Genomic DNA, 22,655 nt, shown 5'->3' with positions numbered 1-22,655 from the left:
GCGCCATGAGCGCCGAAGATGCCGCCGCCGCAGACCTCGCTCGACTCGAAGCCGAGGCCGCCGCTGCCGAAGCCGCCCTGAAGCTCGCGCAGGCGCAGGCCGCGCTCGCCGCCGCACGGGCGTCCGCTGCCCGTCGGGAGACGGATGCCGCGCCGCCGCCGTCCCCGGCAGCCGCCCCGCCGGAGACCGACCCCGCCGGGGCTGCAGCGCCGTCGGCGGAGCCCGCGCCTTCGCCGGAAGCCGCCCCCGCGTCGCCGGAGCCCGCGCCCGCGCCGGAACCCGCCCCATCGGCATCCGCGCCATCGGAGGGACCGCTCGACGCGGACGAGGTCGCTCGCATCGTCGCCGGGTACTCGTTCGAGGAGGCGACCCTCGACCTCGGTGCGCTCGTGAACGGCGACCCGGTCCGCGAGGCGCAGATCCGCATCCCGCTCGCGATGACCAACCGGCACGGGCTCGTCGCCGGGGCGACGGGCACCGGCAAGACGCGCACCCTGCAGGGTCTCGCGGAGCAGCTCGCCGCGAAGGGCGTGCCCGTCTTCGCCGCGGACATCAAGGGCGACCTGACGGGGGTCGCGACACCGGGCGAGTCGAATCCGAAGCTGCTGACCCGCACGGAGGCGATCGGGCAGGCGTGGGAGCCGGCGGCATCCGTCACGGAGTACTTCGCGCTCGGCGGGATCGGCACCGGCGTGCCGGTGCGCGCGACGGTCACCGGCTTCGGGCCGCTGCTGCTCAGCAAGGTGCTCGGACTCAACGAGACGCAGGAGTCGAGCCTCGGGCTCGTGTTCCACTACGCGGACGCGCACGGACTGCCGCTGGTCGACCTCGCCGACCTCCGCGCGGTGCTCACCCACCTCACGAGCGACGAGGGCAAACCCGAGCTGAAGGAGCTCGGCGGACTGTCCTCGGCGACGGCGGGGGTGATCCTCCGCGAGCTGATCACTTTCGCCGACGGCGGTGCCGACGTGTTCTTCGGTGAGCCCGAGTTCGACGTCCGGGACTTCCTTCGGACGGCGCCCGACGGGCGCGGGATCGTGTCGCTGCTCGAGGTGCCCGGGATCGCCGACAAGCCCGAGCTGTTCTCGACGTTCCTCATGTACCTGCTCGCGGAGCTGTTCGAGATCCTCCCCGAGGTGGGGGATGCCGACAAGCCGAAGCTCGTCTTCTTCTTCGACGAGGCGCACCTGCTGTTCCGCGACGCGTCGAAGGCGTTCACCGCCGCCATCGTCCAGACGGTGCGACTCATCCGCTCGAAGGGCGTCGGCGTGTTCTTCGTGACGCAGACGCCGAAGGACGTGCCGAGCGACGTGCTCGGGCAGCTCGGATCGCGCATCCAGCACGCGCTCCGGGCGTTCACCCCGGACGACGCGAAGGCGCTGCGGGCGACCGTCGGCACCTACCCGACATCGGGGTACGACCTCGAGCGGGTGCTGCAGGAGCTCGGCATCGGCGAGGCGATCGTCACCGTGATGAATGAGAAGGGTGCCCCGACGCCCGTGGCGTGGACGCGGCTCCGCGCGCCGCAGGGCCTCATGTCCCCGACGCCGGAGGCGGTCGTGTCCGCCGCGGTCGCCGCGTCGCCGCTGCTCGCGACCTACGGCACCGCCGTCGACCGGGAGTCCGCCCGCGAGATCCTCGCCGCGAAGATGGCCGCCGCCGACGCCGAGGCGGATGCCGCCAAGGCCGCCGCCGACAAGGCGAAGGCCGACGCCGAGTACGCGAAGCAGAAGGCCGCGATGGACAAGGCGCAGGAGAAGGCCGAGCGCGATGCGCAGCGCGAGTACGACCGTCTCATCAAGAAGACCTCCGGCGGGACGCGGACCACCCGCCGCCCCGAGAGGACCCCGCTCGAGCAGATCCTCGGCTCGAAGACGACGCAGTCGATCATCGGCAGCGTCATCCGCGGCGTGTTCGGCAACGGCAGGCGGTGACGGGGTGAGCGGCATCCGTCCCTTCCGTCCCGGCGACGAACCGGCACTCGAGGAGATCTGCGTCAGGACGGGGGATGCCGGGGCCGACGCCACCGGCATCTTCGACGACGATGCGATCTGGGGGCACATCTGGGTGCTGCCCTACGCCGAGCGCCACCCCGACCTCGCATTCGTCGTGGAGGACGACGAGGGCCGGGTCGCCGGGTACGCCGTCGCCACCGACGACACGCACGCGTTCGAGGAGTGGTTCGGCGCCGAGTGGTGGCCCCGGCACGCGCGCCGGTGGCCGAGACCGGACCACGAGCGGACCCGGCAGGACGGTGCGCTCCTCTACGCCTACGGCCGCGGGTCGAAGCCCGAGCCGCACGCCGCCGCGTTCCCGGCGCATCTGCACATCGACCTCCTGCCGCACCTGCAGGGGCAGGGGTGGGGCAGGCGTCTCATCGACGCCGTGACGGTTGCGCTCCGCGCTCGCGGGGCGTCCGGCGTTCACCTCGTCGCGTCGGCGCAAAACACCGGCGCGCTCGCGTTCTACACCCGCCTCGGTTTCGCGCCGCTGCCCTCGGGCCACGGCGGGAGGGCATTCGGACGCCACCTATGACCGGCGGCGGCCGACCGGGATGGGCATCGTCGAGGTGTCGATGAGCGGATCGGCATCCTGTCGTTCGACGACGGCACGGGCCTCGTCCGCCGTCTCGACCGTGGGCACCGACCCGAGCAGCGGGCGCCTGGCGGTCTCCTTCATCGCCAGCAGCGCGACGCCGCCCAGCGCAGCGAAGAACATGATGTAGAACGCCGGCATGAACGTGTTGCCGGTCAGCTCGATGAGGCCCTGGCTGAACAGCGGCGTCGTGCCGCCGAACAGCGACACCGAGATGTTGTACGCGATCGCCATGGCGCCGAAGCGGGATGCCGTCGGGAAGAGCGCGGGCAGGGTCGACGCCGACACGGCGACGTAGAACGCGACGGGGATCGCCACCATCGCGAGGGCGATGAACACCGCCCACTCCTCGCCGATCTGCATGATCGCGAACGCCGGCACCATGAGGACGATCGTGGAGCCGGCCGCGATCATGTAGACCGGTCGCCGGCCTATGCGGTCGCTGAGCTTGCCGATGAACGGGAGGCACGCGGACATGACGATCAGCACCGGCACCGTCGCGACGGCTGCGGCGAGGTTGGAGACCCCGACTTCCTGCTCCAGGTAGGTGGGCATGTAGCTCGTGAGCGCGTAGCCGGCGGTGTTGGTCGCCGCCACGATCGCGATGCCGATGAGCACCTCGCGCCAGTGGTGACGGAGGATGCCGCCGATCCCGTGACGGGCAAGCGGGTCCTCGCGGTCGACCTCCGCGTCGTGCTGCGCTGCGTTCTCGTAGGCGGGCGTCTCTGGGATCTTCAGACGGAACCAGATCGCGACGATGCCGAGCGGGATCGCGACGAGGAACGGGATGCGCCACCCGAAGTCGACCATCGCGGTCTCGCCCCAGACGGACTCGGTGATGACGGTGGTCAGCGCGACGACGGATGCCCCGGCGGCGAAGCCCACGTACGAGCCCAGGTCGAGCCACGACGACCAGAACCCGCGACGCTTGTCGGGCGAGAACTCGGCGACGTACGTCGTCGCGCCGGCGTACTCGCCGCCCGTCGAGAAGCCCTGCACCATCTTCAGGAGGTAGAGCGGCACGATCGCCCACAGGCCGATCTGCGCGTTCGTCGGCAGCACCCCGATGAGCGCGGTCGCCACGGCCATCATCGCCATCGTGAGGAAGAGGACCTTCTGTCGCCCGATGCGATCGCCGAGCGGCCCGAGCACGAGTCCGCCGAAGGGGCGGACGAGGAACGAGATGGCGAAGCCGAGGAGCGTGACGAGCAGGCCCCACGGGTCGGGGAGGTCGGCCGTGAAGACCACGGCGAGCGTCACGGCCAGGTAGCCGTAGATGCCGAAGTCGAACCACTCCATGAAGTTGCCGACGACGGTGCCACCGATGGCGGTGCGCACCTTCTTGGTGTCGACGACGATGACGTCGTCGACCTCGAGTCGCGGCGGCGCGGGGGCCCGCGTGATGCGGGGTGTGGACGGCGCAACCGGGGGACGATGTGACCTGGCCATCTCTTCACGGTACGGAGGGCCGCGGCCGCCCGCATCCCTCCCGGAATCCCTTGACAAACCGGATGCCGTGGGCATGACCCGAGCCCCGTCACGGGCGGTCTATCGTGTCGGCATGACCGAGCTCTCCGCCCCCACCGGCCGCGAACCGGCCCTCGTCGCGCAGCCCCGTGAGGACGGGTCCGCGCCCCGCGCCCTCGTCCTCGGCGCCACCGGCTACCTGGGCGGCAGGCTCGTGCCGCGGCTGCTGTCGGCCGGCTATCGCGTCCGTGTGCTGGCACGCACACCGGACCGCCTGCGCGCCTTCGTCTGGGGGAGCGAGGTCGAGGTCGTCGAGGGCGCCGCTGAGGACGCGAACGCCGTCGCGCGGGCCGTCGACGACGTCGACGTCCTCTACTACCTCGTGCACTCGATGGGTGGCGGGAGCGACTTCGAGACGAAGGACCTCCGGGCGGCGGAGACCGTGGCCGATGCGGCGGCCGAGGCATCCGTCGGTCGCATCGTCTACCTCGGCGGACTGCACCCGGACGGCGTGGCGCTGAGCCCGCACCTCCGCTCCCGCGTCGAGGTGGGGGATACCCTGCTGCACAGCGGGGTCCCGACCCTCGTCCTGCAGGCGGGCGTGGTCATCGGATCGGGCTCGGCGTCGTTCGAGATGGTCCGGCACCTCACCGACGTGCTGCCCTACATGCCGGCGCCGAAGTGGGTGCGCAACCGCATCCAGCCGATCGCCGTCCGCGACGTCCTGCACTATCTGCTCGCGGCGGCGCGGGTCGGCTCCGACGTCAACCGCGCGGTCGACATCGGCGGACCGGACGTGCTGCGCTACGGGCAGATGATGAACGGCTACGCCCTCGAGGCAGGGCTCCGCCAGCGCGCCATCGCGGCGCTGCCGGTGCTCACCCCGGGCCTCGCGTCGCACTGGGTGAACCTCGTGACGCCCGTTCCCCGGTCGATCGCGCGCCCGCTGATCGCGTCGCTGCAGAACGAATGCATCATGGACGACCACGCGGTCGACGACCTGCTGCCCCGGCCCGAGGGCGGACTCACGCCATACCGCGAGGCGGTCCGGCTGGCGCTGCGGAAGGTCGAGTCCGACGCCGTCGAGACGAGCTGGCAGGACGCAGAGGTGTCCTCGGTGCCCAGCGACCCGCTGCCGAGCGACCCGGAGTGGGCGGGGCGGGTCGTCTTCACCGACGTGCAGACGGCGAAGACCTCGGCTTCGCCCGACCGGCTCTGGAAGGTCATCGTCGGCATCGGCGGCGAGAACGGCTGGTATTCCTCGCCGTTCCTCTGGGCCGTCCGCGGCTGGATGGACCGCCTCGTCGGCGGCGTCGGGCTGCAGCGGGGAAGACGCAGCCGTGGCCGGGTGGCGGCGGGCGACGCGATCGACTTCTGGCGGGTGGAGGCGGTCGAGGACGGTCGCCTGCTGCGCCTGCGCGCGGAGATGAAGGTGCCGGGCCTCGCATGGCTCGAGCTGCGGGCGAGCCCCGACGGCGACGGCTCGCGGTACGACCAGCGGGCCGTCTTCTTCCCGAAGGGCCTGGCGGGGCGGCTCTACTGGTTCGCCGTCCTGCCGTTCCACGGGTTCATCTTCCAGGGCATGGCGAACCGCATCGCCGCGGCGGCGGAGCGGGAGCCCGACGCGGCCTGAGTCCGAGGCTCATTCGACGATCCGTCCGCCGTCCAGGCGCACCGTGCGGTCGACGAGCGCGGCGGGCACCTGCACGTGCGAGATGACGACGACGGCGCGCTCGCCGTCGACTGCGGACAGCAGATCGGCGAGCAGGGTGTCGGATGCGGCGGGGTCGACCCCCGCGGTGGGCTCGTCGAGCACGAGGACGGGGAAGCCGCGCAGGAGAGCCCGCGCGAGCGAGATCCGCTGGGCCTGTCCGCCCGAGACGAGCGCGCCCCGCTCGCCGACTCGCGCGTCGAGCCCGCCTCGCTCCCGCAGCCACGCCCCGAGGCCGACGCGGTCGAGGACCGCCTCCAGTTCCCCGTCCGTGGCGGTGTCGCGGGCGAACAGCAGGTTATGGCGGATGTCCTCGTCGAAGAGCATCGGATGCTGCTCGCACAGTCCCACGGTGCGGCGCAGGTCGTCGGGTGCGATCTCGCGCACATCCCTCCCGCCGATCGTGTACTCGCCACCGACCTCGAGGAAGCGGACCAGTGCGTGGGCGAGCGTGGTCTTGCCCGCCCCGCTGGCCCCGACGAGGAGGACTCGCTCGCCGGGACGGACGTCCAGATCCACCCCCCGGAGACGCGGATGCCGGTCGCCGGGCCACCGGGCCTCGACGCCCCGCAGGCGCAGGCCGTCGCCGAGGGGCGGTGCCCCGCCGGTCGGCGATCCGGCTGCGGGGATCTCCGCTGGGACGGTGCGGGGGACGACGGCCGCGATCCTGTCGGCCGACGATCGCACCTGGCGCCACGCCGACGCGGCCGCGGGCACCGAGGCGAACACCTCGAACACCGCCATCGGGACGAGGACCGCGACGGCGAGGCCCGGCCCCGGCAGGCCGCCCGTCGCGAGGGCGGGTGCGGACACGACGAGCGCGAGCAGCGTCGCCGCGCCCGCGACCAGGGCGACGACGGCCGCGGTGCCCGCCTGCGCCCCCGCACGCCGCAGCACCGCGGCGCGCAGCTCCGCATCCGCGACGCGCACGCGTTCGCGGCTCTCGCCCTCGGCCCCGTAGGCGACGAGGACGTCCAGCGCGCTCAGGTGATCCTGCAGCGTCGCTCGGACGCGCGCGCGACGCGGGGCGATGGCATGCTCGGCACGGGCGCCCGCCGCCCAGCCCCAGGCGCTCGCCGCGACCGCCGCCACGACGAGGCAGCCGACCAGCGTGAGCGCGGCGGGCCACCAGACGAGCGCGACGAGCACGACGGCGCCGACGGCCACAGTCGCCGATGAGACGAGCGGCTGCACGACCCGGAGCGCGAGGTTCTGCAGCTCGTCGACGTCGTCCACGAGGGCCGTGGTGGCGTCGCCGCGGGATGTCCTCGCCAGTCCCGCGGGTGCGTGCGGGATGAGCCGCCGCACGAGGCCCGCGCGGGTGTCGGCCAGGCGGTGCAGGACGGCGTCATGGCCGGCGAGGCGCTCGGTGTAGCGGAACACCGCCCGCGACAGCGCGAAGGCGCGCACCCCGACGACGGCGAGCGTGATGTACAGGACGAGCGGCTGCTCGCTCGCGCGGACGATCAACCAGGCGCTCACCGCCAGCAGGGCGATCGCGGATGCCTCGGACAGGAAGCCGGAGGCGAGCGCCGGCCAGATCCGGCGCGGCGCGGGGAGGGCGGCGCGGAGCACGTCCGAGGCCGCGCTCACGCGGTCACCGCCGATCCGTCGAGGCGCACGGTGCGATCGGCGACCCGGCGGGCGGACTCCCGATGCGACACGAGCAGCACGATCGCGCCGTCGTCGGCGAGGCGCCGGAGCGACCCCCACAACCGCTCCTCGGTGTCGGCGTCGAGCGAGGCCGACGGCTCGTCGAGGGCGATGACGGATGCCCCGCCGCGCAGGTGCCGTGCGATGGCTCGGGCGACGGCGACCCGCTGCGCCTGCCCGCCAGACAGACCCGCGCCCTGCACGCCGAGCGTGCGTGCGGGCTCCAGGTCCGGGATCGCGGCGAGCTCGAGCGCGCGTCGGACGACATCCTCGGGCATCGCGGCATCACCGAGCGCCACGTTCTCGGCGACGGTGCCCGCGATGAGGCCAGGGCGCTGACCCGCCCAGGCGAGCCACGTCGACGCGGGGCGGGACGCGGCATCCGCGCCATCGAGCTCGACGGTGCCGGTGTAGGGCGCGGTGCCGAGGAGCGCGGCGAGGAGGCTGGACTTGCCGGCGCCGCTCGGCCCCTCGATGAGGACGATCTCGCCGGCGGCCGCGACGAGGTGCACGGGCGGCAGCCCACGGACGGCCACGCCCCGGAGGGCGAGCAGCCCGACCCGTCGGGGAGTGGTGTCGGCGTCGGCCGCATCCGGCAGACCCGCAGCCGCGTCGAGCACCTCGAAGACCTCCCGTGTCGCCGCGACGCCCTCGCTCGACGCATGGAACTGCACGCCGACCTGGCGCAGCGGCAGGTACGCGTCGGGGGCGAGGAGCAGGACGAACAGTCCGACCGAGAGGGCGAGCGACCCGTCGAGCAGGCGGAACCCGATCGAGACGGCGACGATGGCCACGGAGATCGACGCGAGGAACTCGAGCGCGAAACCCGACAGGAACGACACCCGCAGGACCTTCATCGTCTCGCGGCGGTAGTCGTCGGTGGTTCGACCGATCGACGCTGCGGCGCGGTGCTGGCGCCCGTACACCGCGAGTGTGGACAGCCCCGCAAGGGTGTCCGTGAACCGTGACGAGAGCCGCGCGAGGGTGTCCCACTGGCGCTGCTGGACGAACCGCGTCGCCATGCCGATGAGGATCATGAAGATCGGGATGAGGGGGATCGTGAGCAGCACCGTCAGCCCCGAGACCCAGTCCGCCGCCCACATGACCGCCACGAGGATGGGTGTCGAGACCGCCGTGGCGACGAGCTGCGGCAGGTACCTGCCGAAATAGGGCTCGAGGGCATCCAGGCCGCGACCCGCGACGAGCGCGACGCGCGACGTGCTGCGCGTCGCCAGCCAGCCGGGACCCAGGCGGCGGACGGCATCCAGGACCGCCGTCCGCAGCTGCGACTCCACGCGCGCCGACGCCCGGGCGGCGACGCGCTCGCGCAGGAACGACGCGATCGAGCGGAGTGCGACGACGCCGGCGAGTGCCGCGAGAGTCGCGGGCAGCTCCGCCCCCGCGATCGCGTCGACCACCGCGCGCGTGGTCAGCAGCGCGAACCCGACGGTGGCTGCGGTCTGCACGAGCGCGAGCAGCGCCAGCGCGACGAAGAAGCCACGGGATGCCGAGGCGTACCGCAGCAGGCGCGGGTCGACCGGCGGCTGCCGGAGCTCTGCCGCGGGGGCGGTGGGGTCAGGTGCCATCGTCGGTGCGTCCGGTTCAGTGCGCCGCGGCGGCATCCGCCTTCTCGATGTGCGCGCGCGACACCCGCTTGCGGAACACCCAGTAGGTCCACGCCTGGTAGGCGAGGATGCCCGGCAGGAAGATGACGGCGGCCCAGGTCATGACCCCGAGCGTGTAGTCGCTGCTCGACGCATTGGTGATCGTGAGCGAGAACGCGGGGTCGGTGGTGGACGGCATCACGAACGGGAAGAGGGCGGTCCAGAGGGTGAGGACGGCGCCCACGATCGTGACGGCGCCGAGCGCGAAGGCCCAGCCGTCGCGGCGGCGGGCGTTGGCGATCGCCGAGGCGAGCAGCGCGACGGCGGCGACCGCGCCGCATCCGATCACGGCCCACAGCAGCGGCGCATCCCGCTCCATGGCGATGACCACGGTCCACACCACCGCGCCGGCCGCGAAGACGATGGTCGGCAGCGCCGCCCGGCGCGCGAGGCGGTGGGCGTCCTCCTGCACCTGCCCGTCGGTCTTCAGCCCGACGAAGTACACGCCGTGCAGGAAGAACAGGAGCAGTGTCGTGACGCCGATCCAGAGCCCGTACGGGTTCAGCAGCGTGAGGAGGGTGCCGGTGAACTCCTTGTCGGCGTCGATCGGCACGCCCTGCACGATGTTGCCGAATGCGACCCCCCAGAGCAGTGCCGGCACGACGGAGCCGATCACGATCATGCGGTCGAAGCGCCGCTTCCACGGCAGACCCTCCCGCTGGTGGCGGTACTCGAACGAAACGCCTCGCAGGATGAGGGCCAGCAGGATCAGCAGGAGCGGCAGGTAGAAGCCGCTGAACAAGGTGGCGTACCACTCCGGGAAGGCGGCGAACAGCGCCGCCCCGGCGACGATCACCCACGTCTCATTGAGGTCCCACACGGGGCCGATGGTGTTGATCACCTGGCGCCGGGCGACCTCGCTCCGCCCGAGCAACGGCAGGCTCATGCCGACGCCGAAGTCGAACCCGTCGAGGACGAAGTAGCCGACGAAGAAGGCGCCGACGATGAAGAACCAGAGGGTGGCGAGATCCATGGCGTGCTCCTAGTAGACCGTGGACGGGGTCTGGTCGATCGGCAGGTCGCGCGGATCCGGGTCGTCTGGGCCGGGCAGGGGGTCCGGGCCCTGCTGCGCCGCCTTCAGGATGAGGCGGCACTCGACCACGGCGAGCGAGGCGTAGATGAGCGTGAACGCCGTGAGCGAGATGAGCACCGTCCACCCGGGCACGCTCGGTGAGACCCCGTCCTCGGTGAGCATGAGGCTGAACACGATCCACGGCTGGCGGCCCATCTCCGTGAAGATCCACCCGACGAGGCTGCCGAGGAGGGGGAGCGGAGCCGACCAGATGGCGATGCGCCACATCCAGTCCGCGACCGGGCGGGTCGCCTTCGCGCGGGTGACCCAGAGCCCCACGACCGAGATGAGCGTCGCGATGCCGCCGAAGCCCATCATCCAGCGGAACGACCAGTACGTGACCCAGATCTCGGGCCTGTAGTCGACGCCGGCGCCGAACTGCTCGGTGTACTGGGCCTGCAGGTCGTTGAGTCCCTCCACGCATCCGTCGAGCGTGTGGGTGGACAGGAACGACAGCAGGTACGGCACGCGCAGCGACCACACCTCGGCCGACCCGTCGGGGGTGCCGATGGAGAAGATCGAGAAGGATGCGTCGGCACCGCACGCGTTCTCCCAGAGTGCTTCGGCCGCGGCCATCTTCATCGGCTGGGTCTGCACCATCACGAGGCCCAGCTGGTCGCCGCTGATCGCGGTGCCGGCGAAGGAGATGAGCATGAACCACATGCCGTACCGGAGCGCCGGACGCATCGTCTCGACGTGCTGACCGCGGCGCAGGTGGAAGGCGGCGACGGCGATGATCACGGCTGCCGCGAACATGAACGCCGAGAAGATCGTGTGCGGGAAGGCCGCGAGGGCCACCGGGTTCGTCAGCAGCGCGAAGAAATCGGTCAGTTCAGCGCGCCCGGTCTCGGGGTTCAGCGTGTAGCCGACCGGGTTCTGCATGAACGCGTTGGCGGTGAGGATGAAGTACGCCGACAGGATGGAGCCGAACGCGGTCGCCCAGATGGTCAGCAGGTGGATGCGGCGCGGCAGCTTGTCCCAGCCGAAGATCCACAGGCCGATGAACGTTGCCTCGAAGAAGAATGCCATGAGGCCCTCGAAGGCCAGCGGCGCGCCGAAGACGTCGCCGACGAAGCGGGAGTACGACGACCAGTTCATGCCGAACTGGAACTCCTGCACGATGCCGGTGACCACGCCCATCGCGAAGTTGATGAGGAAGATCTTGCCGAAGAGCCGGGTCAGGTGCAGCCACTTCACGTCGCCGGTGCGGTGCCAGACCGTTTGGAAGACGGCGACGGTCAGCGCCATGCCGAGGGTGAGCGGCACGAACAGGTAGTGATAGAGCGTCGTCAGTCCGAACTGCCAGCGCGCCAGGATGAGCGGGTCCAGAACGTCCACGGGCTTGGTCCTTCCACGGGTGTGGACTCACGGTACGACGCGGCGATCGGGCCCGCTGTGCGATGGGCCGTGCAAAATGGCGGGCCCTGAGAACTCCCGGTCAGCGACGGTTCCGGAGGAGGGCGATTCAGGCGTCGGGACGCCGACGGAGCAGCGTGATGACGCACTGCTGCGGGTCGCACGTCGACCGCATGCCGTCGACGGCGAGCGGACCGCCGGCCTCGCTGAGCGCCCCCTGCATGAGGCTCAGGTGGACGTCGCAGAGGGTCTCGCGGGTCTCGGCCTGATCGGCGGCGTGCGCGCATGGGGTGAGGTCGATGGTGAGGTCGTCCTCGTCGATCACGGGGTCGAAACCGCCGTCGAGCAGCTGCTCGACGAGGGCGTCGAGCTGGTGCTGCTCCTGGCCGGTCAGCGCACCCGCGGTCTCGGGCATGACCCGGCGCATGAGGTCGCCCCGCTCGACGGCCGCCTGCACCTTGCGGCGATGCTCGGGGCTCGACACCCGAACGCCGTCGACCGCCCGGTAGAGGACCCGGGGGCGTCCCCTGACGGTCCGCTTCTCGGTCTCGGTCGCGACGAAGCCCCGCTCGACGAGGCGCTGGAGGTGCTCGCGCACCGTGTTCGGGTGGAGGGCAGTGGCCTGCACCAGCTCTCCCACGGTCTGATGCGGCGTCGTCTGCAACAGGTGGAGGATCTCCACGCGGGAGGCGGTGGAGATCGCGTTGTAGGCAGTGGGACGCCGTGACGTCATGGAACCATCATCCCAGGACCGGAGGTGACCCCGGCGGCCCGACAGGTGGGATTCCGCCCATAATCTGGGGGCATGCGGCATCCCACCCCCGATCCCATCCGTCCCGGTCAGGAGAGCGTCTGGGACTACCCGCGCCCGCCCCGGGTCGAGTCCGTTCGAAGGACCGTGACCATCACGCTCGGCGGCGAACGGATCGTGACGACCGATCGCGCCCTGCGGGTGCTCGAGACGAGTCATCCTCCCGTCTACTACCTGCCGATCGCCGACTTCGTGCCGGGTGCGCTGACCCCCGCCGAGGGGAGCTCGTTCTGCGAGTACAAGGGGCAGGCCCGATACCTCGACGTCCACGGCGGCGGCCAGGCCCGAGCCGGTGCGGCCTGGAACTACCCCGACCCGAGCCCCGGGTACGAGGCGCTCGTCGACACGGTCGCGGTCTACGCGCAGCAGATGGATCGGTGCACCGTGGGGGATGAGACCGTGGTCCCGCAGCCTGGACGGTTCTACGGCGGCTGGATCACCTCCGACGTCGTCGGGCCCTTCAAGGGTGCACCGGGGTCGATGGGGTGGTGATCACGCCTCCCGCGTGAACGTCATGTGCACGACACCGCTGTCGGCGGCTTCCGACGTGACCCGGTAGCCCTGTTCGAGTCCCCGCAGGTCGTCCCAGAGTCGGATGCCGCGGCCCAGGAGGATGGGCACGATCGCCACGTGCAGGTCGTCGACGAGCCCCTCGCGGAGGAACGAGCGGACGGTCTCCCCGCCTCCGCCGATCCGCACGTCGGCTCCACCTGCGGCGGCGACGGCGCGCTCCAGCGCATCGCGGGGCGTCGCGTTCAGGAAGTGGAACACCGTGCCGTTCGTCATCTCGATGGACGGACGCGGTGCGTGCGTCAGCACGAACACGGGGAAGCCGAACGGCGGCTCGTCGCCCCACCATCCCTGCCAGTCCGGATCGTCGCCGTGCAGGTGCAGGCCGAACATGCCGGCGCCCATGATCTCGGCGCCCAGTCGATCGAAGTAGCGCGTGGCGTATCGGTCGTCGACACCCGTGGTGCCCTCGCCGGAGGTGTCGTGCAGCACGCGAGAGCGGAACGTGCGCGTCGCGGTGTAGTCGGCGACGAGTCGGCCCCAGTCGTCTCCGAACGGGTTCTCGGAGGTCTGGTCGGTGGTCGTGGCGAACCCGTCGAGGGAGATGTTGAGGTCGACGCGGATGCGTGTCATGCAGCGCTCCAGGAGGCGGGACGGCGGGTGGTGTCGAGTCTGTCGCCCGCCCGGATCCTGGTCAACCGTGGCGGGGAGGGTGGGTGTGGTTGGGTTGGTCGGGCGGATCGTCATCGCGCCGGCGGAGGTGCCCGTCGGGAACGTCCTGCGCACCTACACGCCGGCGGCCGTGAGACCGGAGGCCGGTGAGATCGACGTCGACGTGTACCTCCACACGCCAGCGGGACCGGCCTCGGCCTGGGCGGCGTCCGCTCGTCCCGGCGACCGCGTCGTGGTCACCGGGCCCGACCGGCGCATGGGGTGGACCGGATACGGCATCCACTGGCATCCCGGATCCGCGCGTCGCGTCCTGCTCGTCGCCGACGAGACGGCCTACCCGGCGGCCCGCAACATCGTCGCGTCGCTCCCCGCTGGCGCGGTCGCCGAGTGCTGCTGGATGCCGCGCACCCCGCGGACGACCTCCTGTCGGGCGCCGTCGCGCCGCCGCACCGGGTGCGGCAGGTGGAGCGCGAGGAGCCGGGGACGCTCGACGAGGCGGTGCGCTCGTGGGCCCGCGCCGCCCGGGACGCGCCGCCGGAGGAGGTCTACGTCTGGCTCGCGGGCGAGACGGCGACCGTCACGAGGCTGCGCCGTCTGCTGGTCGGTGCCCACGGCATCCCGAAGGACCGCGTCGCCTTCCTCGGCTACTGGCGCGAGGGCGGCCCGCTCGTCGGCTGACCGTGCGGCTCGCCTGTCCGCGAGCGCCGAGGTCCCACTCCGGCCGGGAACGGGGCGCCGATACCCGGCCGGAATGGGACCTCGCCGTACTCAGGCGGGCGTCGCCGCAGGGCTCAGGCGGGCGTCGCCGCAGGGCTCAGGCGGGCGTCGCCGCAGTACTCAGGCGGGCGTCGCCGCAGTGCTCACGCATGCGTCGCCGCGGGGGAGCGCCACCCGAGCGCGGGCGCGACGTGCGTCGCGAACGACTCGACGAGGCGGAGGTTGAATGCGACGCCCAGCTGGCTCGGGATCGTCAGCATCAGGGTGTCGGCCTCCCGCACGGCCGCATCGTGCTGCAGCTGCTCGACGAGCTCATCGGGTGTGCCGGCATAGGTCTTGCCGAACGTGGAGCGCATGCCGTCGATGACGCCGATCTGGTCGCCGTCCGAGCGCCCGCCGAAGTACATGGCGTCCTCGGCCGTCGTGATGGGGAAGATGCTGCGGCTGACCGAGACCCGGGGCGTCCCGGCGTGACCGGCCTCGCGCCACGAGGTGCGGAACGCGTCGATCTGCTCGGCCTGGAGGATGTCGAACGGTCGGCCGTCGGCGGAGGTGAGGAGCGTGGAGGACATCAGGTTGACGCCCATCCGTCCCGCCCACTCCGCCGAGTCGCGGTTGCCGGCGCCCCACCAGACGCGCGAGCGCAGGCCGGCAGAGTGCGGCTCGATGCGCTGCAGGCCGTGCCCGCCGCCGAACGGGCTGTTCGGGTCGCGCTCGGCCAGGCCCTCGCCGTCGATGGCGCGGAGGAAGAGGTCGAAGTGCTCGCGGGCGAGATCGGCGCCGCGCGGGTCCTTCGAGCCGGTGTAGCCGAACGCCTCGTAGCCGCGGACGACGCTCTCGGGTGACCCGCGGCTGACGCCGAGGGCGAGTCTGCCGCCGCTGATGAGGTCGACCGCAGCGGCCTCTTCTGCGAGGGCGAGCGGGTTCTCGTAGCGCATGTCGATCACGCCCGTGCCGACCTCGATGCGCGAGGTGCGCGCCGCCATCGCCGCCAGCAGCGGCATCGGGGCGGCCTGCTGGCGCGCGAAGTGATGCACGCGGACGTAGACGCCGTCGACGCCGAGCTCGTCCATGCCCTGGGCGAGGTCGATCGCCTGCAGCATCGAGTCGCCGGCGGTCAGCTCGCGACCGCCGCCGAGCGGTCCGTAGTGCCCGAAGGAGAGGGTTCCGAAGCGTTCCATGATGGATCGAACGTTACGCCCGCGGCATCCATTCCGCTGAATGGATGCCGCGGGGTATGAGAACGCTCAGTGCGCGGCGACCGTGCTCGCCTGGGCGACGCGGAAGGCGTCGACCCACGAGGTGGTCTGGCGGCCGATGAGCTGCGCGAGGGTCGCGTCGGCGTCCGACAGCTCGCCCCCGGCGATGCCCTCGTTCAGTGCGACGACGAATCCCGCCGTGCCCTCGTCGAGTCCCGCGGCGGCCAGGCCTGCGGCGAGGTCCTCCGAGGAGACGGCGACGTAGGCGACCTCGCGGCCGAGGACCTCGCCCATCGCGGCTGCGATGTCGGCGTAGCCCACGGCGGGTCCGGCGAGCTCGTAGGTGCGCCCGGCGTGGCCCTCTTCGAGCAGCACGACGGCGGCGGCCTCGGCGTAGTCGATGCGCGCGGCTGCGGCGACCGTCGCGTCGCCCACGGACGAGGTGAGGATGCCGGTGTGCGCCGCCTGCGCGAGGTCGCCGAGGTAGTTCTCGATGTACCAGTTGTTGCGGAGGAGGACGAAGGGCAGGCCGCTGGCGAGGATGGCCTCCTCGGTCGCCTTGTGGTCGGGACCCAGCGGGAGCTCGATCGAATCGGCGTGGGCGATGCTCGTGTAGGCGATCAGCTCGACCCCCGCGCGGACGGCGGCGTCGATGACGTTGCGGTGACCGGCGACGCGGACGCCGGGCTCGGAGCCCGAGACGAGCACGACGGAGTCGACGCCCTCGAGGGCGGCGTCGATGGACTCCGGCACGCCGTAGTCGAGGGGCACGACGCGCACGCCCTTCTCAGCGAGGTCCGCGGCCTTCGAGACGGTGCGCGCCCCGGCGACGATGTCGCCGGCGAGGGCGCCGCGCGCGATGAGGGCGTCGACGATGAGGTGGCCGAGGGCGCCGCCGGCGGCGGTGACGAGGATGGTCATGGGTCTGTCCTTTCACTGGACGCGAGGGGTGCGTCGAAGGGAGAGAACCCCCGGGAAGTCACGAAACATTCCGAACCTCGGGTACCCACTTTCAGGTAAGCTATCGACATGGTCGTCAGTTTCAGCAATCTGCGTGCCGAGGCGCCGGGCGTCTTCCAGGATGGCTGCCCCACGCGAACCGTGCTCGATCACATCATGAGCAAGTGGGGTGTGCTCGTCCTGCTCGCCCTCACGGACGGCACGAGCCGCTGGGGAGAGCTGCGGCGCAGTGTCGACGGCATCAGCGAGAAGATGCTGGCTTCGACCCTGCGCACGCTCGCGAAGGACGGCCTCGTCGCGCGCACGTCGTACCCCGAGGTGCCGCCGCGCGTGGAGTACTCCTTGACCCCGATGGGCGAGGAGCTCATGGAGCGCATGATGCCGCTCATGGTCTGGATCCAGGCGAACGCCGAGGAGATCGTCGCGCACTGATGGGAGGATCGGACGCATGACTGCTTTCGGCGCGACCGACCTCGACGTCTTCCCACTGGCCTTCGGCGGCAACGTCTTCGGCTGGACGGCGGACCGGAACACGTCCTTCGCCCTCCTCGACGCCTTCGTCGCCGCCGGCGGCGACCTCATCGACACGGCCGACGTCTACAGCGCGTGGGCTCCGGGCAATGCCGGCGGCGAGAGCGAGACGATCATCGGCGAGTGGCTGCGGTCGCGGCGGCCGAGCGGCGTCGTGGTCGCCACCAAGCTCGCCAAGCACCCCGGTTTCCCCGGCCTCTCGGCGGCGAACGTGCGTGCGGCGGCCGAGGCATCCCTCGCCCGCCTCGGTGTGCAGACCATCGACGTGCTGTACGCCCACGAGGAGGACCCCGCCACGCCGCTCGAAGAGACCGTCGCCGCCTTCGGCGAGCTGATCTCCCGCGGCGTCGTCCGTCACGCCGCCGTGTCCAACTTCTCCGTGGAGCGCACCCGGGAGTGGGTCGCCATCGCGCGAGAACAGGGCTCGGCCGTGCCGATCGCCACGCAGCCCCGGTACAACCTGGTGGACCGGTCCATCGAGCGGGACATCCTGCCCGCCGCGCGCGACCTGGGCCTCGCCGTCGTGCCGTACTCCGCGCTCGCGAGCGGCTTCCTCACAGGCAAGTACCGCAGCGCCGACGCCGCCGGTCAGTCCTCGCCGCGGGCAGGGTCTGCGGCCGCCTTCGCGACGCCGGCGGGCCTCGGTGTCCTCGCCGCGCTCGATGATGTCGCGGCCGCCCACGACGTCGCCGTCGCCTCCGCCGCCCTCGCGTGGCTGCGCGCCAAGGGCACCGTGCCGATCGCCTCCGCGTCGCGGGTCGACCAGGTCGAGGCGCTCATCGCGGGAGCGACGATCGATCTCACCGACGAGCAGGTCGCCGCGCTGGACGCGGCCTCGGCATCCTTCGTCGCCGGGTGAACGCCGACTCGCGTGGGACGGCGGCATCCGTCCTGAACATCTCGGCGTACCTCTTCACCCGCATCGCCGATCCTGCCGCCCTCCGCCCGATCCTGCGTGAGCGTGCGCTGACGCGCGAGCTGCTCGGGACGATCATCGTCGCGGAGGAGGGGATCAACATGTTCCTCGCCGGCGACGCCGATGGCGTGCGCGGATTCGTCGCCGACCTGCAGCAGGACGAGCGCTTCGCCGCCCTCACCACGAAGGAGAGCTGGTCGGCCACGCAGCCGTTCCGGAAGATGCTCGTCAAGCACAAGCGCGAGATCATCCGCATGGACAGGCCGACGATCCGCCCTGCGAGCGGCCGCGCACCGGCCGTGGATCCCGTCACGCTGCGCCGCTGGCTGCGGCAGGGTGTCGACGACGCCGGTCGCGAGGTCGTGCTCCTCGACACGCGCAACGCGTTCGAAGTCGATCACGGCACGTTCGACGGCGCGCTGGACTGGCGGCTCGAGAAGTTCACCGAGTTCCCGGATGCGGCGACGGCGCACCGCGACCAGCTGGTGGACAAGACCGTCGTCAGTTTCTGCACCGGAGGCATCCGGTGCGAGAAGGCGGCCCTGCACCTGCGCGAGGAAGGCATCTCGGCGCTGCAGCTCGAGGGCGGCATCCTCGGGTACTTCGAACACGTCGGCGACGACGGGTGGACCGGGGACTGCTTCGTGTTCGACGAGCGCCGCACCGTCGATCCGACGCTCGCGCCCTCGACCTGACCGGACGTCCGCGAGGGGGTGTCGCCGGGCACCGCTAGCCTCGTGCCATGCACCGGCTCACGAGGGACGACGCTCGCCGCATCGCCGTGCGGGCGCAGCTGCTCGATGCCGACCGTCCGGCGGACGTCGTCGAGCTCGCGGAGCAGCTGGGCGCCATCAAGATCGATCCCACCGCGGTGATCGCCCCGAGCGAGCATTCGATCTGCTGGTCGCGGATCGGGTGGTCGTACGAGCCCGGGCAGCTGTCGAAGGCGGTGGAGGACGACCGCCTGCTCTTCGAGTACGACGGTCACTTCCGGCCGTCGTCGCTGCTGCCCGCGCTCTGGCCGCTCATGCGCACGCGCCGGGTGCGCGAGGCGACCCGGCAATACCTCGATGCGAATGCCGCGTTCCGCGCGGACATCCTCGCCCGGCTGGGTCGGGAGGGTGCGCTCCTCGCCGCGGACATCCCCGACACGAGCGCCGTGCAGGCGAAGAACGAAAGCGGCTGGTACGGCTCCAATCAGGTGCCCCGGATGCTCGAGCTCATGTCGTACCTCGGCGAGGTCGCCGTGAGCGGGCGGGTGGGGCGACAGCGGGTGTGGGACCTCGCCGAACGGGTCTACGACGGAGTGGATGCCTCGATGGACCCGGCGGAGGCCGAGGCCGTCCTCGCGGGGCGACGGCTGCAGGCGTACGGCATCGCCCGGCAGAAGTCGCCGTGGGCGGGCGTCGGCGCGGCGGGCGAGGAGGCGACCGTCGAGGGGAGCGCGTGGAGGTGGCGTGTCGACCCCGAGGCGGTCGAAGCCCTCGCCGACGACCCGGGCGGGCGGGCGGCGATCCTCAACCCGTACGACCGGATGCTGTTCGACCGGCCGCGTCTGACGGAGCTGTTCGACTTCACGTTCGTGCTCGAGCAGTTCAAGCCGAAGCACCAGCGCGTCTACGGATACTTCGCGCACCCGATCCTCGTCGGAGACCGGTTCATCGGGCTCCTCGACGCCGCCCTCGACAAGAAGAAGGAGACGCTCGTCGTCGGCGCGGTCCACGAACTCGTCCCGTTCGACGACGACGAGCGCGAGATGGTCCTGGCCGAGATCCGCGACCTCGGTGAGTGGCTCGGCGTGCCCGTCCGCGGCCTGGACTGACCTCAGCGCGCCATGCGCAGGGTCACCAGCTGGAACGGCGACAGCTCGAGCCGCACCGCCTCGTCCGCCGATTCCCGCAGCGCGCTGGGATCGATCGTCCGCTCCAGCAGGTCCGTCTGGGTCACACCCGTCGTGACGAACCCCGGCACGATCGTCGCCCGCCGCGCGGAGCCGAGCGCCTCGTAGAGTCGGACGATCACATCGCCCGAGCCGTCGTCGGCCAGCTTGACCGCCTCGACGACGACCCCGGGGTCGTCAACCGTCACGAGCGCGTCGACCTCGCGGGCACCGCGGATCTGCTCCGCTGGGAGGTTGAGGCGGAACCCCTCGGCGACCGCGGCGGAGACGGTCGCGCCGGGCAGGAGCGAGACACGGAAGTCGTGCGAGCCCTGGTCGGCCTCGGGATCGGGGAACAGCGGAGCGCGCACCAGCGTCACGCGCGCGACCGTGCGGGCCCCGCCGTCAGCGCCGGGCGCACGCTGCACGTCATGGCCGTACGTCGAGTCGTTCGCGACCGCCACGCCGTAGTCTCCCTCGACCACCCGCAGCCACCGGTGCGCGACGGTCTCGAACTTCGCGGCATCCCACGTCGTGTTCGCGTGGATGCCCCGCGAGAGGTGACCGAACTGGATCTCGGACTCGGCGCGCTCGCCGCGCACGCGCAGCGGGAAGGCGAGCTTCAGCATCTTCTGCCGTTCGTGCCAATCGAGCTCGACCGCGACCTCGAGAGCGCCGGACCCGGGATCGACCCGGTAGCGCTGTTCCACCCGCGATCGGCCGAACTCGCGCACCACCACGAGGTCGCCGCCGTCGACGTCCACGCGCGCGGCTTCCACCAGCTCCGTGTGGATCGCGCCGTCCTCGGCGTCGATGTTCCAGGCATCCCACTCGCGCGGGGTGTCGCGGAACAGCTGCAGGAGCCCGGCGGGGTGCGACGGATCGATCAGGTCGCGTCCGGTGGTCAGGTCGACCCCGCCCACGACGAGTCCGCGTGCGTCGATCGCCCAGTGGAAGCGGTCGTGTCGGAACACCCACCCGTCGCCGTCGCGCTCGGGAGCGACGATCTCCGGGGCGGCCGTGGCGGCGATACCCAGGGCGGGCGCGCCGGCGATGCCGACGGGCGCGGCGTTGGCGGTCAACGGGACCTCGCCGGTCCCCGCCAGCGAGCGGACGGCGTCGTCGATGATGTGCCGGAGCTCACGCTCGACGCGGGCGTACGCGGCCTCGGCCTCGTGATGCACCCAGGCGATCGAGGTGCCCGGGAGGATGTCGTGGAACTGGTTGAGCAGCACCGTGCGCCACAGCTCGCGGAGGCGCTCGGCGGGGTACTCCGCGCCGGTCCGGACGGTGTCGGTCGCCGCCCACAGCTCGGCCGCCCGGAGCAGATGCTCGCTCCGCCGGTTGCCCCGTTTGGTCCTCGCCTGCGCGCTGTAGGTGCCGCGGTGGTACTCGAGGTAGAGCTCCCCGGACCACACCGGCGCATCGGGGTATTCGGCCTCGGCGTCGGCGAAGAACTGCGACGGTGAGCCCAGACGCACCTTCGGCGACCCCTCGAGGTCCGCCGTCCGGCGCGCTGCGGCGATCATCTCGCGCGTGGGTCCGCCGCCCCCGTCGCCCCACCCGAAGGGGACGAGGGAGGATGCGGCATCCGCCTTCTCTGCGAACTGGCGCTCCGCACGGGCGAGCTCGGCCGCCGACAGCTCGGCGTTGTAGGTGTCGACCGGGGGGAAGTGGGTGAAGACGCGGGTGCCGTCGATCCCCTCCCAGAGGAAGGTGTGATGCGGCATCCGATTGGTCTCGTTCCACGAGATCTTCTGCGTCAGGAACCACCGTGATCCCGCGGCGGTGATGATCTGCGGCAGCGCCGCGGAGTAGCCGAACGAGTCCGGCAGCCACACCTCCAGCGGCTCGATCCCGAACTCCTCGAGGAAGAACCGCTTGCCCTCGATGAACTGGCGGGCGAGGGCCTCGGACCCCGGCATGTTCGTATCGGATTCCACCCACATGCCGCCCACGGGGGCGAATCGGCCCTCGGCGATGGCCCGCCGCATCCGCTCGTACAGCTCGGGGTAGTGCTCCTTCACCCACGCGTACTGCTGGGCCGACGACGCGGCGAACACGAAATCGGGCTCGGTGCGCATGAGATCGAGCACGTTGGAGAAGGTGCGCGCGACCTTCCGCACCGTCTCGCGTACCGGCCACAGCCACGCCGAGTCGATGTGGGCGTGCCCCACCGCCGTCACCTGATGGGAGGACGCGGATGCCGGCGCGGACAGGACCGCTCGGAGCGCGTCGCGCCCGGCGCTCGCCGTACCGGCGACGTCGTCCGGGTCGACCGCGTCGAGCGCACGGCCGAGCGCGGCCAGGACGCGCGCGTGGCGCGTGCGGTCGGGGTCGAGTTCGTCGACGAGCCCTCGCAGGGTCCAGACGTCCTGCCGCAGCTCCCACACCGTCTCGTCGAGGAGCGCGAGGTCGAGGCGGGCCAGTCGGTAGATGGGCTCGTCGCCCGCGGTGTCGCGGTCGCCGAGCGGCGTCGGGGCGAAGGTGAAGGTCCCGGCGACACTCGGGTTGCCCGCCGCCTCGATCCAGAGGTCGATCTCGTCCGACTCGACGGGGACGGCGGCGTTGCGGGGCTCGACGGCCTTGACGATGGAACCGTCGGGGCGGAAGACGAGCGCCTCGGCCTGGAAGCCGGGCGCCGAGCCGTCGAACCCGAGGTCCACGACGATCTCGGGGCGGGTGCCCGGCTGCGAGCGCCAGTGCGCCGGCACGGCGCCCGTCACGTGGAACCACACCGTCCCCCACGGACGTCCCCAGGACGCGCCGATCTCGACCGGGGTGTATGCCTGGCGGACCGCCTCGTCGAACGGCACCGGTTCGCCCGGCACCTCCCAGGCCTCGATGCGCAGCGCTGCCCGCTCGCGATGCGTCGCCGGCGCGAGCCGGTCGGCGGTCAGCCGATCGATGCGCTGGAGGGCGAGACGGTCGTTGCGATGCAT

General features: G+C 71.8%; 19 protein-coding genes and 1 pseudogene. 10 read left to right on the top strand and 10 right to left on the bottom strand.

Annotated elements, in window-relative coordinates:
• Window positions 1-5: 5 nt before the first annotated feature.
• Both KZX17_RS00500 and KZX17_RS00495 read left to right on the top strand, forming a co-directional pair.
• A complete protein-coding gene (locus KZX17_RS00500; protein WP_248171552.1) occupies window positions 6-1,934 on the top strand; it encodes a helicase HerA-like domain-containing protein in 1,929 nt (642 codons plus the stop codon).
• 4 nt (window positions 1,935-1,938) lie between these two features.
• Complete coding sequence (locus tag KZX17_RS00495) at window positions 1,939-2,535, top strand: GNAT family N-acetyltransferase (protein WP_248171553.1); 597 nt, start codon at window positions 1,939-1,941, stop codon at window positions 2,533-2,535.
• Here the strand turns inward: KZX17_RS00495 and KZX17_RS00490 are convergent.
• Entirely contained in the window at window positions 2,530-4,044 is a 1,515-nt protein-coding gene (locus KZX17_RS00490; RefSeq protein WP_248171554.1) for an MFS transporter, read from the bottom strand. The genes KZX17_RS00495 and KZX17_RS00490 overlap by 6 nt on opposite strands.
• 112 nt (window positions 4,045-4,156) lie before the next feature.
• Here KZX17_RS00490 and KZX17_RS00485 point away from each other — a divergent pair, with 112 nt between their 5' ends.
• The gene (locus tag KZX17_RS00485; RefSeq protein ID WP_248171555.1) at window positions 4,157-5,695 is read left to right on the top strand and encodes an SDR family oxidoreductase; all 1,539 of its coding nucleotides are present in this window, start codon (window positions 4,157-4,159) and stop codon (window positions 5,693-5,695) included.
• Between the two features lie 9 nt (window positions 5,696-5,704).
• Here KZX17_RS00485 and cydC read toward each other — a convergent pair whose 3' ends face one another.
• The 5 genes from cydC to KZX17_RS00460 form a co-directional block, all read right to left on the bottom strand.
• Window positions 5,705-7,366 carry a thiol reductant ABC exporter subunit CydC gene (gene cydC, locus KZX17_RS00480; protein WP_248171556.1) on the bottom strand — a complete coding sequence of 554 codons (1,662 nt, stop codon included), beginning with the start codon at window positions 7,364-7,366 and terminating at the stop codon, window positions 5,705-5,707.
• Window positions 7,363-9,012 (bottom strand): thiol reductant ABC exporter subunit CydD, encoded by a 1,650-nt coding sequence (gene cydD, locus KZX17_RS00475; protein ID WP_248171557.1) that lies wholly within the window; start codon window positions 9,010-9,012, stop codon window positions 7,363-7,365. The genes cydC and cydD overlap by 4 nt, the downstream gene beginning before the upstream one ends.
• Window positions 9,013-9,028: 16 nt before the next feature.
• Window positions 9,029-10,063, bottom strand: coding sequence for a cytochrome d ubiquinol oxidase subunit II (cydB, locus tag KZX17_RS00470; protein WP_248171558.1), 1,035 nt, complete (start codon window positions 10,061-10,063; stop codon window positions 9,029-9,031).
• 9 nt (window positions 10,064-10,072) lie between these two features.
• Window positions 10,073-11,500 (bottom strand): cytochrome ubiquinol oxidase subunit I, encoded by a 1,428-nt coding sequence (locus tag KZX17_RS00465; RefSeq protein WP_248171559.1) that lies wholly within the window; start codon window positions 11,498-11,500, stop codon window positions 10,073-10,075.
• Between the two features lie 127 nt (window positions 11,501-11,627).
• Window positions 11,628-12,251, bottom strand: a complete 624-nt coding sequence (locus KZX17_RS00460; RefSeq protein ID WP_248171560.1) for a metalloregulator ArsR/SmtB family transcription factor — start codon at window positions 12,249-12,251, stop codon at window positions 11,628-11,630.
• A gap of 72 nt (window positions 12,252-12,323) precedes the next feature.
• On the opposite strand from KZX17_RS00460, the gene KZX17_RS00455 reads away from it, so the two are divergent.
• Complete coding sequence (locus KZX17_RS00455; RefSeq protein WP_248171561.1) at window positions 12,324-12,821, top strand: DUF427 domain-containing protein; 498 nt, start codon at window positions 12,324-12,326, stop codon at window positions 12,819-12,821.
• On the opposite strand, the gene KZX17_RS00450 is transcribed toward KZX17_RS00455, so the two are convergent.
• Complete coding sequence (locus tag KZX17_RS00450; RefSeq protein ID WP_248171562.1) at window positions 12,822-13,472, bottom strand: dihydrofolate reductase family protein; 651 nt, start codon at window positions 13,470-13,472, stop codon at window positions 12,822-12,824.
• Here KZX17_RS00450 and KZX17_RS00445 point away from each other — a divergent pair.
• Together KZX17_RS00445 and KZX17_RS00440 are read left to right on the top strand one after the other, a co-directional pair.
• A pseudogene (locus KZX17_RS00445) lies at window positions 13,444-13,704 on the top strand (siderophore-interacting protein); the annotation flags it as partial. The gene KZX17_RS00450 and the pseudogene KZX17_RS00445 overlap by 29 nt on opposite strands.
• Window positions 13,705-13,898: 194 nt before the next feature.
• Window positions 13,899-14,189 carry an SIP domain-containing protein gene (locus KZX17_RS00440; protein ID WP_248171563.1) on the top strand — a complete coding sequence of 97 codons (291 nt, stop codon included), beginning with the start codon at window positions 13,899-13,901 and terminating at the stop codon, window positions 14,187-14,189.
• A gap of 182 nt (window positions 14,190-14,371) precedes the next feature.
• Here KZX17_RS00440 and KZX17_RS00435 read toward each other — a convergent pair whose 3' ends face one another.
• Complete coding sequence (locus tag KZX17_RS00435) at window positions 14,372-15,409, bottom strand: LLM class flavin-dependent oxidoreductase (protein WP_248171564.1); 1,038 nt, start codon at window positions 15,407-15,409, stop codon at window positions 14,372-14,374.
• 66 nt (window positions 15,410-15,475) lie between these two features.
• Window positions 15,476-16,348: an SDR family oxidoreductase gene (locus tag KZX17_RS00430; RefSeq protein ID WP_248171565.1), complete on the bottom strand. Its 873-nt coding sequence runs from the start codon at window positions 16,346-16,348 to the stop codon at window positions 15,476-15,478.
• Window positions 16,349-16,456: 108 nt separating this feature from the next.
• Between KZX17_RS00430 and KZX17_RS00425 the strand changes: the two genes are divergently transcribed.
• Genes KZX17_RS00425 through KZX17_RS00410 form a run of 4 tightly spaced genes read left to right on the top strand, consistent with a single transcriptional unit; the run spans window position 16,457 to window position 19,656 of the window.
• On the top strand, window positions 16,457-16,819 hold the full coding sequence (locus tag KZX17_RS00425; RefSeq protein WP_248171566.1) for a helix-turn-helix domain-containing protein: 363 nt from the start codon (window positions 16,457-16,459) through the stop codon (window positions 16,817-16,819).
• 16 nt (window positions 16,820-16,835) lie between these two features.
• On the top strand, window positions 16,836-17,777 hold the full coding sequence (locus KZX17_RS00420; RefSeq protein WP_248171567.1) for an aldo/keto reductase: 942 nt from the start codon (window positions 16,836-16,838) through the stop codon (window positions 17,775-17,777).
• On the top strand, window positions 17,774-18,529 hold the full coding sequence (locus KZX17_RS00415; RefSeq protein ID WP_248171568.1) for a sulfurtransferase: 756 nt from the start codon (window positions 17,774-17,776) through the stop codon (window positions 18,527-18,529). The genes KZX17_RS00420 and KZX17_RS00415 overlap by 4 nt, the downstream gene beginning before the upstream one ends.
• Window positions 18,530-18,576: 47 nt before the next feature.
• On the top strand, window positions 18,577-19,656 hold the full coding sequence (locus KZX17_RS00410; RefSeq protein ID WP_248171569.1) for a DNA glycosylase AlkZ-like family protein: 1,080 nt from the start codon (window positions 18,577-18,579) through the stop codon (window positions 19,654-19,656).
• 2 nt (window positions 19,657-19,658) lie between these two features.
• Here the strand turns inward: KZX17_RS00410 and KZX17_RS00405 are convergent, their stop codons facing one another.
• Window positions 19,659-22,655, bottom strand: coding sequence for a glycoside hydrolase family 38 C-terminal domain-containing protein (locus KZX17_RS00405; RefSeq protein ID WP_248171570.1), 2,997 nt, complete (start codon window positions 22,653-22,655; stop codon window positions 19,659-19,661).

This window comes from Microbacterium sp. EYE_78, from assembly GCF_023149035.1.
In the GTDB taxonomy this organism is placed as follows: Bacteria; Actinomycetota; Actinomycetes; order Actinomycetales; family Microbacteriaceae; genus Microbacterium.
Note: the sequence above shows the minus strand (reverse complement) of the source record. Positions and strands in the feature narration are given on the sequence as shown.

Coding starts and splice junctions, on each gene's coding strand:
- KZX17_RS00500 (WP_248171552.1), top strand. CDS start 6: ATGAGCGCCGAAGATGCCGCCGCCGCAGACCTCGCTCGACTCGAAGCC.
- KZX17_RS00490 (WP_248171554.1), bottom strand. CDS start 4,044: ATGGCCAGGTCACATCGTCCCCCGGTTGCGCCGTCCACACCCCGCATC.
- KZX17_RS00485 (WP_248171555.1), top strand. CDS start 4,157: ATGACCGAGCTCTCCGCCCCCACCGGCCGCGAACCGGCCCTCGTCGCG.
- cydD (WP_248171557.1), bottom strand. CDS start 9,012: ATGGCACCTGACCCCACCGCCCCCGCGGCAGAGCTCCGGCAGCCGCCG.
- cydB (WP_248171558.1), bottom strand. CDS start 10,063: ATGGATCTCGCCACCCTCTGGTTCTTCATCGTCGGCGCCTTCTTCGTC.
- KZX17_RS00460 (WP_248171560.1), bottom strand. CDS start 12,251: ATGACGTCACGGCGTCCCACTGCCTACAACGCGATCTCCACCGCCTCC.
- KZX17_RS00455 (WP_248171561.1), top strand. CDS start 12,324: ATGCGGCATCCCACCCCCGATCCCATCCGTCCCGGTCAGGAGAGCGTC.
- KZX17_RS00450 (WP_248171562.1), bottom strand. CDS start 13,472: ATGACACGCATCCGCGTCGACCTCAACATCTCCCTCGACGGGTTCGCC.
- KZX17_RS00435 (WP_248171564.1), bottom strand. CDS start 15,409: ATGGAACGCTTCGGAACCCTCTCCTTCGGGCACTACGGACCGCTCGGC.
- KZX17_RS00430 (WP_248171565.1), bottom strand. CDS start 16,348: ATGACCATCCTCGTCACCGCCGCCGGCGGCGCCCTCGGCCACCTCATC.
- KZX17_RS00425 (WP_248171566.1), top strand. CDS start 16,457: ATGGTCGTCAGTTTCAGCAATCTGCGTGCCGAGGCGCCGGGCGTCTTC.
- KZX17_RS00420 (WP_248171567.1), top strand. CDS start 16,836: ATGACTGCTTTCGGCGCGACCGACCTCGACGTCTTCCCACTGGCCTTC.
- KZX17_RS00410 (WP_248171569.1), top strand. CDS start 18,577: ATGCACCGGCTCACGAGGGACGACGCTCGCCGCATCGCCGTGCGGGCG.
- KZX17_RS00405 (WP_248171570.1), bottom strand. CDS start 22,655: ATGCATCGCAACGACCGTCTCGCCCTCCAGCGCATCGATCGGCTGACC.